The sequence below is a fragment of the Micromonospora sp. I033 genome (assembly GCF_053890995.1).
This window is the reverse complement of record NZ_JBSSLX010000016.1, coordinates 36,591-49,560: the sequence shown is the minus strand read 5'-3', so window position 1 is coordinate 49,560 and position 12,970 is coordinate 36,591. Positions and strand designations below refer to the sequence as shown.

11 protein-coding genes are annotated in these 12,970 nt (G+C 74.7%); 9 read left to right on the top strand and 2 right to left on the bottom strand.

The window, feature by feature from the left end:
• The 7 genes from ACW0Q9_RS05120 to ACW0Q9_RS05090 all read left to right on the top strand — a co-directional run.
• Positions 1-1,475, top strand: a 1,475-nt coding sequence (locus ACW0Q9_RS05120; RefSeq protein ID WP_456178768.1) for a primosome assembly protein PriA, incomplete at its 5' end; no start/stop codon positions are given.
• Positions 1,476-1,701: 226 nt separating this feature from the next.
• Positions 1,702-2,685 (top strand): AAA family ATPase, encoded by a 984-nt coding sequence (locus tag ACW0Q9_RS05115; RefSeq protein ID WP_456178767.1) that lies wholly within the window; start codon positions 1,702-1,704, stop codon positions 2,683-2,685.
• Between the two features lie 107 nt (positions 2,686-2,792).
• On the top strand, positions 2,793-4,037 hold the full coding sequence (locus ACW0Q9_RS05110; RefSeq protein WP_456178772.1) for a cytochrome P450: 1,245 nt from the start codon (positions 2,793-2,795) through the stop codon (positions 4,035-4,037).
• Positions 4,038-4,079: 42 nt separating this feature from the next.
• Positions 4,080-4,640: a peptide deformylase gene (gene def / locus ACW0Q9_RS05105; RefSeq protein WP_189198354.1), complete on the top strand. Its 561-nt coding sequence runs from the start codon at positions 4,080-4,082 to the stop codon at positions 4,638-4,640.
• A gap of 5 nt (positions 4,641-4,645) precedes the next feature.
• Positions 4,646-5,572: a methionyl-tRNA formyltransferase gene (fmt, locus tag ACW0Q9_RS05100; protein WP_456178771.1), complete on the top strand. Its 927-nt coding sequence runs from the start codon at positions 4,646-4,648 to the stop codon at positions 5,570-5,572.
• Positions 5,569-7,143 (top strand): RsmB/NOP family class I SAM-dependent RNA methyltransferase, encoded by a 1,575-nt coding sequence (locus ACW0Q9_RS05095; RefSeq protein WP_456178766.1) that lies wholly within the window; start codon positions 5,569-5,571, stop codon positions 7,141-7,143. Before fmt ends, ACW0Q9_RS05095 begins: the two co-directional genes overlap by 4 nt.
• 218 nt (positions 7,144-7,361) lie before the next feature.
• Positions 7,362-9,083, top strand: coding sequence for a M28 family peptidase (locus tag ACW0Q9_RS05090; protein WP_456178765.1), 1,722 nt, complete (start codon positions 7,362-7,364; stop codon positions 9,081-9,083).
• Positions 9,084-9,126: 43 nt separating this feature from the next.
• Here the strand turns inward: ACW0Q9_RS05090 and ACW0Q9_RS05085 are convergent, their stop codons facing one another.
• Together ACW0Q9_RS05085 and ACW0Q9_RS05080 are read right to left on the bottom strand one after the other, a co-directional pair.
• Complete coding sequence (locus ACW0Q9_RS05085; protein ID WP_456178764.1) at positions 9,127-10,014, bottom strand: septum formation family protein; 888 nt, start codon at positions 10,012-10,014, stop codon at positions 9,127-9,129.
• Between the two features lie 87 nt (positions 10,015-10,101).
• Positions 10,102-10,989 (bottom strand): septum formation family protein, encoded by an 888-nt coding sequence (locus ACW0Q9_RS05080; RefSeq protein WP_456178763.1) that lies wholly within the window; start codon positions 10,987-10,989, stop codon positions 10,102-10,104.
• A 261-nt stretch (positions 10,990-11,250) separates the two neighbouring features.
• On the opposite strand from ACW0Q9_RS05080, the gene rpe reads away from it, so the two are divergent.
• Positions 11,251-11,931 (top strand): ribulose-phosphate 3-epimerase, encoded by a 681-nt coding sequence (gene rpe, locus ACW0Q9_RS05075; protein ID WP_456178762.1) that lies wholly within the window; start codon positions 11,251-11,253, stop codon positions 11,929-11,931.
• A gap of 1 nt (position 11,932) precedes the next feature.
• Positions 11,933-12,889, top strand: coding sequence for a GGDEF domain-containing response regulator (locus tag ACW0Q9_RS05070; protein ID WP_456178761.1), 957 nt, complete (start codon positions 11,933-11,935; stop codon positions 12,887-12,889).
• Positions 12,890-12,970: the final 81 nt, after the last annotated feature.

Genomic DNA, 12,970 nt, shown 5'->3' with positions numbered 1-12,970 from the left:
CCGTCTGGTCCGCGCTGCCCGGCGAGGACTGGGCCGACCGGTACGCCGACGCCGTCGCCGCGACCGTGGCCGGCGGCCGGGGTGCCGTGGTCGTGGTGGCCGACGCCCGGGACCTGGACCGCCTGGACGCCGCCCTGACCGCCGTCCTCGGGCCCGGGCGGCACGCCTGCCTCTCCGCCGCGGCCGGACCGGCCCGCCGCTACCGCGCCTTCCTCGCGGCCCGCCGCGGCGACGTGCCCGTGGTGATCGGCACCCGGGCGGCCATGTTCGCCCCGGTCGAGCGGCTCGGCCTCGTCGCGGTCTGGGACGACGGCGACGACCTGCACGCCGAGCCCCGGGCGCCCTACCCGCACGCCCGCGAGGTGCTGCTCACCCGGGCCCAGCTCGGCGGGGCCGCCGCCCTGGTCGGCGGGTACGCCCGCACCGCCGAGGCCCAGTTGCTGGTGGAGACCGGCTGGGCCCGCGAGGTGGTCGCCGACCGGGCGACCGTGCGGGCCCGGATGCCGGCGATCGCGCCGACCGGGGACGACCCGCACCTGGCCCGCGACCCCGGGGCCGCCTCCGCCCGGCTGCCCAGCCTGGCCTGGACCACCGCCCGCGACGCGCTCCGCGCGGACCTGCCGGTGCTGGTGCAGGTGCCCCGGCGCGGCTACCTGCCCTCGGTGGCCTGCGCCGACTGCCGGGCCCCGGCCCGCTGCCCGCACTGCGCCGGGCCGCTGGGCCTGCCGTCGGCCGAGGGGGTGCCCGCCTGCCGCTGGTGCGGCCGGGTCGCCGCCGCGTACGCCTGCCCGGAGTGCGGCGGCCGGCGGCTGCGCGCCTCGGTCACCGGCGCCCGGCGGACCGCCGAGGAGCTGGGCCGGGCGTTTCCCGGGGTGCCGGTGCGCACCTCCGGGCGGGAGGAGGTGCTCGCCACCGTGCCGGCCGGCGCCGGCCTGGTGATCGCCACTCCCGGCGCGGAGCCGGTCGCCGAGGACGGCTACGGGGCGGTGCTGCTGCTGGACTCGTGGGCCCTGCTCACCCGGGCCGACCTGCGGGCCGGGGAGGAGGCGCTGCGCCGCTGGCTGGCCGCCGCCGCGCTGGCCCAGCCCGGGCCGGCCGGCGGCCGGGTGGTGGTGGTCGCCGACGGCGCCCTCGCGCCGGTGCAGGCGCTGCTGCGCTGGGACTCCGCCTGGTTCGCCACCCGGGAGCTGGCCGAGCGCCGCGAGCTGGGCTTCCCGCCGGCGGTGCGGATGGCCAGCGTCACCGGTGTGGCCGACGCGGTGGCGGACCTGCTGGCCGGCACCCGGCTGCCCGACGGCGCGGAGGTGCTCGGCCCGGTGCCGGCCGACGAGGGGCGGGAGCGGATGCTGGTCCGGGTGCCCCGGGCCCGGGCCGCCGCCCTGGCCGGGGCGCTGCACGCGGCCGCCGGGCAGCGCAGCGCCCGCAAGGCGGCCGACCCGGTGCGGCTCCAGATCGACCCGCTCAGCCTGTTCTGAGCCCGTCCGGCGCCCGTGACGGGGCGCGCCCGGGCCGTCGCGTACGGTCGTGAGCTGGGGTTTGTCGCACCCCTCGTGCGGCAAATGGGTGGAAGACGCGTGATAGCATCGCCCGTCATGCCCAGGCGCACGACGGCTCCCGGGCGCGGCGCGGCGCAACGGAAGTGCGTCGAGCCGACGCGGATTCGATGATGTCAATCAGCCGGTGATCAGGGGTGGACCAGTCGTGACCGTTCGTCAGTCGATCGTCTTCAACGGTGATCTCGGCAGCGGCAAGAGCACCGTTTCCGTCGAGATCGCCAAGCGGCTGGGGCTGCGCCGGGTCAGCGTCGGCGACCTCTACCGCCAGATGGCCCAGGAGCGGCAGATGACCGCCCTCCAGCTCAACCTGCACGCCGAGCTGGACCAGGCCGTCGACGGCTACGTCGACCAGCTCCAGCGGGACATCGCCGCCTCCGGCGAGAGCCTGGTGATGGACTCCCGGCTGGCCTGGCACTTCTTCACCGACGCGCTCAAGGTGCACATGATCACCGAGCCGACCGAGGCGGCCCGGCGGGTGCTGGCCCGCCCGTCCGGCCCGGCGGAGAGCTACACCTCCATGGAGGAGGCGAAGGCCAAGCTCCGCGAGCGCAGCGAGAGCGAGCGCGGCCGGTTCATCGTGCGTTACGGCGTCGACAAGGCCCGGCTGCGCAACTACGACCTGATCTGCGACACCACCCGGGCCACCCCGGAGCAGGTGATCCAGCACGTCATCGACGTCTACGAGGGGCGGCTCGGCGCGGACGTGCTCCGTGACGGCCAGCCGCTGCTGCTGCTCGACCCGGCCCGGGTCTACCCGACCGAGGACATCGCCACCCTGCGCGGGCTGTGGGACTCGGAGTTCGTGGGCGAGGTGGCCGGGTCCGGCGACGAGGCCCTGGAGCCGCTGACCATCGGCTACACCGGTGAGTACTTCTTCGTGGTCGACGGCCACCGCCGGCTCAGCGCCGCCCTGCAGAGCGGCTTCCCGCTGGTCCCCGCCCGCCTGGTCGCCGAGGTCGACGAGCCGGTGGTCGGCGGGCTGAGCGCGGTCGACTTCTTCGCCGCCCAGGCCCGACCCAGCCTGATCCACGACTGGGAGGCCGCGCACGGCCTCCAGCTGCCGCTGCCCGAGCACGCCCTGCTGGGCGGGGACGCGGTGCTGGCCGGGGAGCCGGGCACCGGCGCCTGAGCCGGCCGCCCGGGGGGATCGCCCGATCGGGCGGACCGGAGCATGATGAAGGCCTCCGATGCCTGGGGAGGCCGACCGTGGACCCTGCCGACGCCCTCGCGCTGCTCATGTCACCGTCGGGACGGGTCGACCCGTACCCGACGTACGAACGGCTGCGTGCGCACGGCCCGGTGGTCCAGGCCGGTCCGGTCTTCTACCTGGTGACCGGCCACGCCGAGGCCGACGCGATGCTCCGCGACGCCCGGTTCGGGGTGATGGACGACCGCCTGCGCGACCAGTTCCTGCCCGGCTGGCGGGAGAGCCCGGCGGTCCTGTCGATCTCCCGGTCGATGCTGCGCACCAACCCGCCCGACCACAGCCGGATGCGGCGGCTGGCGGCCGGCGCCTTCACCCCGCGCCGGATCGCCGCCATGCACGACGTGGTCGAGGCACAGGCCGACGTGCTGGTCGACGGGATGCTGGCCCGCGGCCGGGACGGCGCGCCGGTCGACTTCATGGCCGAGTTCGCGTACCCGCTGCCGGTGGCGGTGATCTGCGCGCTGCTCGGCGTGCCGGCGGCCGACCGGCCGCTGTTCCGGCGCTGGGCCACCGACCTGACCGGCGTGCTGGAGCCCGAGATCACCCCCGAGGAGCTGGCCGTGGCCGATCGGGGTGCGGGGGAGCTGCGCGACTACTTCACCGAGCTGGTCGCGGCCCGCCGCCGGTCCCCGGCCGACGACCTGACCACCGCTTTGGTGCAGGCCCACGACACGGACGGCGATCGCCTCTCGGGCGACGAGCTGCTGGCCAACCTGATCGTGCTGCTGGTGGCCGGCTTCGAGACCACGACCAACCTGCTGGGCAACGGCCTGGTGGTGCTCCTCGACCACCCCCGCGAGGCGGCGGCGCTGCGCGGCAACCCCGAGTTCGCGCCCGCCTACGTCGACGAGCTGCTGCGGTACGACTCACCGGTGCAGCTCACCTCCCGGATGAGCACCGCCCCGTCCCGGCACGGCGACGTCGACCTGCCCGCGGAGAGCTGGATCATCGTGATGCTCGGCGCGGCGAACCGGGATCCCCGCCGCTACCCGGAGCCGGCGCGCTTCGACCCCTGGCGCCCGCAGATCCACCCGCTGTCCTTCGGGGCCGGCCCGCACTACTGCCTCGGTGCCGGCCTGGCCCGGCTGGAGGCGCAGGTGGCGTTCCCGCTGCTGCTGCGCCGGCTGCCCGAGCTCGCCCTCGCCGGCACGCCGCAGCGGCGGGCCCGGCTCACCCTGCGCGGCTACGCCACCCTGCCGGTCACCGTCGGTGACGGGGCGGCCCGGGTCACCGATCGCGGTACGCCGGCCGGGGCCACCGGATCGACTCCGTAGACTGGTACGGCACCACTCGTCCCAGACAAGGAGCCACTCCGCGTGACCGTCCAGCCCATCCGTCTGTTCGGCGATCCGGTGCTGCGCACGCCGGCCGACCCGGTCGTCGACTTCGACGCCGAGCTGCGCAAGCTGATCGCCGACCTGACCGACACGATGCGCGAGCAGAACGGCGCCGGCCTGGCCGCGCCGCAGCTCGGGGTGGGCCTGCGGGTGTTCACCTTCGACGTGGACGATGTCCTCGGTCACCTGGTCAACCCGGTGCTCGAGTTCCCGGACGAGGAGGAGCAGGACGGCCCGGAGGGTTGCCTGTCCATCCCCGGGCTCTACTTCGACACCAAGCGGCGGCAGAACGTCATCGCCAAGGGCTTCAACGGCTACGGCGACCCGCTGCAGATCGTCGGCACCGGCCTGATGGCGCGCTGCGTGCAGCACGAGACCGACCACCTCGACGGGGTGCTCTTCGTCGACCGGCTCGACCCGGCCGGCCGCAAGGAGGCCATGAAGGCGATCCGCCAGGCCGAGTGGTACGACGAGGCCGCCCCGCCGACCGTCAAGCTCAGCCCGCACGCCGCCGGGAACCCGTTCGGCCTGGGGCGGTGACCCGGATGCGCCTGGTCTTCGCCGGCACGCCGGCCGTCGCCGTGCCCGCGCTGGACGCGATCGCCGCCTCCGGCCACGAGCTGGTCGCCGTGGTCACCCGCCCCGACGCGCCCGCCGGCCGCGGCCGGGGCCTGGTCCGCTCCCCGGTCGGCGCCTGGGCCGACGCGCACGGCGTCGAGGTGCTCACCCCGGCCCGGCCGCGCGAGCCTGAGTTCCTCGACCGGCTCCGCGAGCTGGCCCCGGACTGCGTGCCGGTGGTCGCCTACGGCGCGCTGGTGCCGCCGGCGGCGCTGGAGATCCCCCGGCTGGGCTGGATCAACCTGCACTTCTCCCTGCTGCCCGCCTGGCGCGGCGCGGCGCCCGTGCAGCACGCCGTGCTGCACGGCGACGAGCTGACCGGGGCCAGCGTCTTCCAGTTGGAGGAGGGGCTGGACACCGGCCCGGTCTACGGCACCGTCACCGACGAGATCCGCCCCGCCGACACCTCCGGCGACCTGCTGGAGCGGCTCGCCCACTCCGGCGCCGGGCTGCTGGTCGCCGTGCTCGACGCGCTGGCGGCCGGCACCGCCCGGGCGGAGCCGCAGCCGGCCGACGGCGTCTCCCTCGCCCCGAAGCTGACCGTCGAGGACGCCCGGGTCCGCTGGGCCGACCCGGCCTTCGCGGTGGACCGCCGGATCCGCGCGTGCACCCCGGCCCCCGGCCCGTGGACAACCTTCCGCGGCGACCGGGTCAAGCTCGGCCCGGTCACCCCGGTGGCCAACGGCCCGGAGCTGAAGCCCGGCGAGCTGCTGGTGGAGAAGGTCCGGGTGCTGGCCGGCACGGGCACCGTCCCGGTGCAGCTCGGCGAGGTGCGCGCGGCCGGCAAGAAGGCCATGTCGGCCGGCGACTGGGCGCGCGGCGCCCGGGTCGCCGCCGGCGAGGTGCTCGCGTGACCGGGCCGTCCGAGCCCCGGGGCGAGCGCTTCTCCGCCGACGGTCCGCGCAGTGGCCGCTCCGGCGACGCCGGGCGGTCCACCGGTGGCGAGCGGCCCTGGGACCGCGGCCGGCCGGAGCGCGGCGAGCGTCCCGGGCGCCGGGGCGACGGCCCGCCGCGGGAGGGACGCTTCGGCGCCGACCGGCGCGGCGGCGCCCGCCGCCCGGCCCGCCCGGCCGTGGACCTGCCCCGGCACGTCGCCTACCAGGCGATCGCGGCGGTGCACCGGGACGACGCGTACGCCAACCTGGTGCTGCCGGCGATGCTCCGCGACGAGGGGCTGACCGGCCGGGACGCCGCCTTCGCCACCGAGCTGACCTACGGCACGCTGCGCCACACCGGCACGCTGGACGCGATCATCACCGACGCGGCCGGCCGGGACGTGCAGCGGATCGACCCGCCGGTGCGGGACGCGCTGCGCCTCGGGACGTACCAGCTCCTGCACACCCGGGTGCCGGCGCACGCGGCGGTGTCATCCACCGTGGACCTGGTCCGGACCGTCGGGCCCGGGGCCACCGGTTTCGCCAACGCGGTGCTCCGCGAGGTGGCGAGCCGGGACGTGGACGGCTGGGTGGCGAAGCTCGCCCCGTCGGAGGAGACCGACCCGATCGGCCACCTCGCGCTCGCGTACAGCCATCCGCAGTGGATCGTCCGGGCCTTCGCCGAGGCGCTCGGCGGCGACCTGCGCGAGACCGCCCGCCTGCTCATCGAGGACAACGAGCGCCCGCCGGTGCACCTGTGCGCCCGGCCGGGGCTGGCCGACCCGGTGGCGCTGGCCGACGAGGTCGGCGGGGCGCCCGGCGCGTTCTCGCCGTACGCCGTCTACCTCTCCGGAGGTGCGCCGGGCGAGCTGGCGGCGGTGACCGAGGGACGGGCGCACGTCCAGGACGAGGGCTCCCAGCTGGTGGCGAACGCCCTCGCGGTGGCGCCGCTGGACGGCCCGGACGGCCGCTGGCTCGACCTGTGCGCCGGCCCCGGCGGCAAGGCCGGCCTGCTCGGCGCGCTCGCCGCGGAGCGCGGCGCCCGGCTCACCGCGGTCGAGGTCGCCGAGCACCGGGCCCGGCTGGTCGAACAGGCCACCCGCGGCCTGCCGGTCGCCGTGCTGAACACCGACGGGCGCACGGTGGGCGCGGATCCGAAGCTGCCGGAGGGGCACTTCGACCGGGTGCTGGTCGACGCCCCGTGCACCGGCCTCGGCTCGCTGCGTCGCCGGCCGGAGTCCCGCTGGCGCCGCCAGCCGTCGGACCTGCCGCCGCTGACCCGGTTGCAGCGGGAGCTGCTCACCGCCGCGCTGCGCGCGGTCCGGCCGGGCGGCCTGGTCGCGTACGTGACCTGTTCGCCGCACACCGTGGAGACGCACGTGACGGTGACCGAGGCGTCCCGCCGGTGCGGCTTCCCGGTCGACTTCGTCGACGCCCGGCCGCTGCTGCCCGCCGGCATGCCCGGGCTGGGGGACGGCCCGACCGTCCAGCTGTGGCCGCAGCGGCACGGCACCGACGCGATGTTCCTGGCGGTGCTGCGCAGGGGCTGAGCGCGGACCCGGCCGACGGGTCGAATGTCCACAGGTGAACCCAAAAGCGGGACCGGCGACGCCGGTCCCGCTTTGTGTCATGTGACATCACCGTTGACTCGCACATCGATACATGTAACTGTTCCGATCACCGGTCCGCCGACGCCGAGGTCCCCACCGGGGCCCACGGGTCGCGCCACCCCGCCAGCACGTCCCGCCGACCCCCACGAGGAGTCTCCATGAGACGCAGAACGCCGACCGCGGGCCTCGCGCTCGCCCTCTTCGCCGCCGTCACGGCGAGCCTGGCCGCCCCCGCACCGGCCGGTGCCGCCCCCGCGCTCGCCGCCGCCGCGCCGGACATCTCGGTGACCAACGTCCAGGCCCACCTCACCCAGTTCAACAGCATCGCCACCAGCAACGGCGGCAACCGGCGGGCCGGCTCGGCGGGCTACACCGCCTCGGTCAGCTACGTCAAGGCCAAGCTCCAGGCCGCCGGCTACACGGTCTCCGAGCAGGTCTGCACGACCTGCACCTACCGCTCGAACAACCTGATCGCGGAGTGGCCGCAGGGCCCGGCCGACCAGGTCGTCATGTTCGGGGCGCACCTCGACAGCGTCTCCGCCGGCCCGGGCGTCAACGACAACGGCTCCGGCTCGGCCACCCTGCTGGAGAACGCGCTGGTCCTGGCACAGCAGAACCCGACCATGACCAAGCGGGTCCGGTTCGCCTGGTGGACCGACGAGGAGCAGGGCCTCAACGGCTCGGAGTTCTACGTCAACCAGCTCAGCGCCACGCAGCGCGGCTACATCAAGGGCTACTACAACTTCGACATGGTCGGCTCGACCAACGGCGGCTACTTCATCAACCGGCTCACCTCGACCACCGCGGCGCCGCTGAAGGCGTACTGGGACTCGCTCAACCTCCAGCCCGAGGAGAACGTCGAGGGCCAGGGCCGCTCCGACGACTACTCCTTCCAGCAGGCCGGCATCCCCACCTCCGGCTACGCGGCCGGCGCCAGCGCGCGCAAGACCAGCGCCCAGGCCGCCAAGTGGGGCGGCACCGCGAACTCCGCGTATGACCCCTGCTACCACCGCTCCTGCGACACCACCAGCAACATCAGCGCGACGGTCCTCAACCGCAGCGCCGACGGTGTGGCCTACGCGATCTGGCAGCTCGCGGTCGGCGGCGGCACCCCGACCAACGACTTCTCCGTCGCGGTGAGCCCGACCTCCGGCAGCGTCGCCCGGGGCGGCTCCACCACCGCTACCGTCAGCACCGCCACCACCAGCGGCAGCGCCCAGACCGTGAACCTGTCGGCCACCGGCGCCCCGAGCGGGGTGACGGTGAGCTTCAGCCCCTCCTCGGTCACCTCGGGCGGCTCGGCCACCATGACCGTCAGCGCCTCCGCGACGGCCACGACCGGCACGTTCACCATCACGGTGACTGGCACCGGCTCGGTCACCCGCACCGCCGCCTACACCGTCACGGTGACGGGCACCGGCGGCTGCGCCGGCGGCCAGCTCATCGGCAACAGCAGCTTCGAATCCGGCAGCACGCCGTGGACGGCCACCTCGGGCGTCATCACGAACTCGTCGAGCCAGGCCGCCCGGACGGGCTCCTACAAGGCCTGGCTGGACGGCTACGGCAGCACCCACACCGACACGCTGTCGCAGTCGGTGAGCATCCCGGCCGGGTGCGCCAGCTACACCCTGTCGTTCTGGCTGCACATCGACACCGCCGAGACCACCACGAGCACCGCCTACGACCGGCTGACCGTGCAGGTCGGCACGGCCACCCTGGCCAGCTACTCCAACCTCAACGCCGCATCCGGTTACGCGCAGCGCAGCTTCAACCTGGCCGCGTACGCCGGGCAGACCGTCACGCTGAAGTGGACCGGGGTGGAGGACTCCTCGCTCCAGACCAGCTTCGTCATCGACGACGTCACGCTCCAGGTCGGCTGAGCGATCCGGGCGGGGTGGGCGAAGGGGCCCACCCCGCTCCCGCTCAGGTGACCGGTAGCGCCCGGCTGCCGCCGCCCTTGAGCGAGCGGGTCAGCGTCCGGTCCGACAGCCAGAGGAAGCACTGCACGCCGCGGTCGCCGTTCTGCCACTCCTCCTTGTAGGGGTGGTAGATGATCGTGCCGGCCCGGTAGACCATGTCGCCGTTGTTCGGCACCTTGACGTACTTGGCGATCAGGCCGCGGCAGCCCTTGTGCGCCCGCAGCGAGGTGCGCACGAACTCGGTGTAGCTGATGTCGGGGAAGTGGTAGACCCCGACGAACTCGGCGTGGTGCTTGGCGGTGCAGGCGACCGGCCGCATCTCCGCCACGCGGTCCTTGACGAGCTTCGGATTGAAGCAGCCCAGCGCCAGCGGTGAGCCGGCCTTCAAGGCGTTGCGCAGGCTGCCGCTGCGGGCGGTGACGCTGCCGTCGTCCAGGCTGGCCACCTCGGAGACGTCGCAGCGGAACCAGCGGGCCCCGCCGGTCCAGGCCAGGGCCGACGGGAAGACCACCGACAGCCGCAGCCGCCCGGAGCGCCAGTCGGCGCCGACCGCCTTGTTGACCTGCTTGGTGCACTCGGCCTGCGCGGTCCGGGTGCCGGCCGACCCGGCCCGCGGGGGAGCGCCGCGCCCGGCGTCCGGGCCGGTCAGGGTGCCCACGTGCAGCGTCTCGGCGCGGTGCGTGGCGGCGCAGTCGACGGGGTTGTAGCCGCTGAGGTAGCCGACGTCCTGGATGGTGGGGTGGCAGGCGCCGGCCTGGGGCACGAAGGCCACCGGGGCGCCGAGGGCGGGCCAGTCGTCGGCCAGGTCCCGGTCGACGCCGGCCGGCGCGCAGCCGCCGAGTGCCAACGCCGCCGTCACGCCCACGGCGACCGCCGCCCACCATCGCCGCATCGCGACCGACCTCCCCGTCGTCCGTGGCCGCCCGACCCGCGCGGAGCGCCGGGTACGCCTCGGCGGTGCAGCATACGGCACCGGGGCTCAGATGACGGGTAGTCCCTCCGGGCCGGCCCCGCGCATCGACCGGGTCAGCTTCCGGTCGTCGCTCCACAGGAAACAGCGCACACCCCGGTCGCCCTCCTCCCACTCCCGCTGCGACGGCGGGTAGAAGATCGAACCGGCCCGGTACGGCAGTTCGGCGTTGTTCGGTACCGCGGCGAAAGCGGCGATCAGTGCCATGCAGCGGCGGTGCACCTGCGGGGCGGACCGGGTGAAGTCCGGCCAGCTCATGTCCCGCTCCTCGAAGACGCCGACGAACTCGGCGCGGTGCGGTTCGGTGCAGAGCACCGGGGCCATGTAGTTCAGGTTCTCGCCGATCAGCTTGGGGTCGAAACAGCGGTGCACCAGGGGGCTGTCGCCCACCATGGCGCCGCGCAGGCTGCCCACCCGGTTGACCGGCCGGGTGTTGTCGATGCTGTCGGTCTCGGCCAGGTCGCAGCGGAACCAGCGGGCCCCGGCCACCCAGGCGGTGACCGGGGGCAGCGCGATGTTCAGGGTGAGCCGGGCGGAGTGCCAGTCCCCGCCGATCACCTCCCGGGCCCGCTGGTCACACTCGGCGCGGGCGGTCCGCAGCGCGGGCGAGCCCGGCTCCGGCCGGGCGCCCTGCGCCGCCGCACCGGTGAAGGTGCCGACGTGCACCGCCTCGGCCAGGTGGCTCCCCGCGCAGTCCACCGTCTCGTAGGTGGCGGCCTGCACCACGGCGGTGAGCCGGGGCAGGCAGGCGTCGGTGGCGGGGATGAACAGGCGCGGCGCCGGCAGCGCGGCCCAGTCGTCGACGAGGTCCCCGTCGGCCCGCTGCGGTGGCAGACAGCCGGTCAGGGCCAGCGTCGCCGTGCCGGCCAGCGCCAGCGCCAGGAGCCACCGTCGCATCGTCCGCCCTTCCCGGGAGATGATCGCCGGTCGCCGCGGCCCGTGCGGCGTTCCCCGCGACCCGGGCGTGCAGCATACGTGACCGTCCCTGTAGGAGTTTCGCCCTGTTTCGAGCGATCGGCCAGTCGCGGATGGCTTTTCGTGTCGATTATCCGCGCCGGACGGGCCGATTCTGCACCGCCGGTCACGCCCGGGTCACAGCGAGTCCCCGACGGTGCCGCGCTGCCCGGGGCGGGTGACCGCGTTCGTACACTGGCCCCTGTGACCGTACCGCCGCTGATCGTCGCGCCCAGCATCCTGGCCGCCGACTTCGCCCGCCTCGCCGACGAGGTCCGCGCCGTCGAGCACGCCGCCGACTGGTTGCACGTGGACGTCATGGACAACCACTTCGTGCCGAACCTGACCATCGGGCTGCCGGTGGTGCAGAGCCTGCGCGCGGCGACCGAGCTGCCCTTCGACGTGCACCTCATGATCGAGGATCCGCGCCGCTGGGCACCCGGCTACGCCGACGCCGGGGCGTACAACGTCACGTTCCACGCCGAGGCGTGCGACGACCCGGTGGCGCTGGCCAAGGACCTGCGCTCGGCCGGGGCGAAGGCGGGGCTGGCGATCGACCGGGACACCCCGATCGAGCCGTACCTGGAGCTGCTGCCGAGCTTCGACACGCTGCTGATCATGACGATCAAGGCCGGCTTCGGCGGTCAGCGGTTCATCCCCCAGCTGCTGGACAAGGTGCGCGCCGCCCGGCGGCACGCCGCCAGCGGCCACCTGGAGCTGCGCATCGAGGTGGACGGCGGGATCGCCGCGGACACCATCGAACAGGCCGCCGCGGCGGGCGCCGACGCCTTCGTGGCCGGCACCGCGGTCTACGGCGCCGACGACCCGGCCGAGGCGGTCCGCCGGCTGCGCGGCCTGGCGGAACGCGCGACGACCGGGGCCTGAGATGGATCCGGCCGGCGACCGACTCGACGTCATCCTGGTCGTCGACGACGACGAGGACATCGCCCGCTTCGTCGAGTTCAACCTGCGGCTGCACGGTTTCGAGGTGCTGCACGCCGGCGACGGCCAGGAGGCCCTGGAGGTCATCGAGCGGCACCGGCCGGACCTGGCCGTGGTCGACCTCATGATGCCGCGGATCGACGGCCTGGAGCTGACCCGCCGGCTGCGCGCCGATCCGATGACCTCGGCCCTGCCGGTGATCATGCTGACCGCCAAGGGGATGACCTCCGACAAGGTCAACGGCCTGAGCGCCGGCGCGGACGACTACCTGGTCAAGCCCTTCGACACCGCCGAACTGGTCGCCCGGGTCAGCTCCACGCTGCGCCGCAACAAGGAGTTCCGGGAGGTCTCCCCGCTGACCGGGCTCCCGGGCAACAGCCGGATCCGGCGGGAGATCAGCGACCGGGTGCGCAGCGGGGTCGACTACGCCGTCGGCTACATCGACATCGACCGGTTCAAGAGCGTCAACGACCGGTACGGCTTCGTCCGCGGCGACGAGTTCATCTCGGCGCTGGCCCGCAGCCTGCACCGGGCGGTGGTCTCGATCGGGCTGCCGCCGGCCTTCCTCGGCCACGTCGGCGGCGACGACTTCGTCATCGTCTGCACCCCGTCGCAGGTCCGGCCGCTGACCAGCCGGGCCGTGGTCGACTTCGAGAAGGCCGCCGACGCCCTCTACGACCCCACCGACCGGGAGCGCGGCTTCGTCGAGCTGAAGGACCGGCGGGGCAACATCCGCCGGGCCGCCCTGGTCACCCTCTCCATCGGCGTCTCCCTCTCCGACTCCGGCAAACGCTTCACCGACCCCCTCGAAGCGATCGCCGTGGCCTCCGAGATGAAAACGGTCGCCAAGAGCCAACCCGGGTCGTACGTCGCGGTCGACCGGCGCCGGGGCGTGACGTGACGATCCGGTCCGCGCTGTGAGGTAGCTCGCCTCTGTGGCACGACCCCCCGCCCGACGTGTAAGACTTCCCGTGTACCCACC

Coding starts and splice junctions, on each gene's coding strand:
- ACW0Q9_RS05110 (WP_456178772.1), top strand. CDS start 2,793: ATGTCACCGTCGGGACGGGTCGACCCGTACCCGACGTACGAACGGCTG.
- fmt (WP_456178771.1), top strand. CDS start 4,646: ATGCGCCTGGTCTTCGCCGGCACGCCGGCCGTCGCCGTGCCCGCGCTG.
- ACW0Q9_RS05090 (WP_456178765.1), top strand. CDS start 7,362: ATGAGACGCAGAACGCCGACCGCGGGCCTCGCGCTCGCCCTCTTCGCC.
- ACW0Q9_RS05085 (WP_456178764.1), bottom strand. CDS start 10,014: ATGCGGCGATGGTGGGCGGCGGTCGCCGTGGGCGTGACGGCGGCGTTG.
- ACW0Q9_RS05080 (WP_456178763.1), bottom strand. CDS start 10,989: ATGCGACGGTGGCTCCTGGCGCTGGCGCTGGCCGGCACGGCGACGCTG.
- ACW0Q9_RS05070 (WP_456178761.1), top strand. CDS start 11,933: ATGGATCCGGCCGGCGACCGACTCGACGTCATCCTGGTCGTCGACGAC.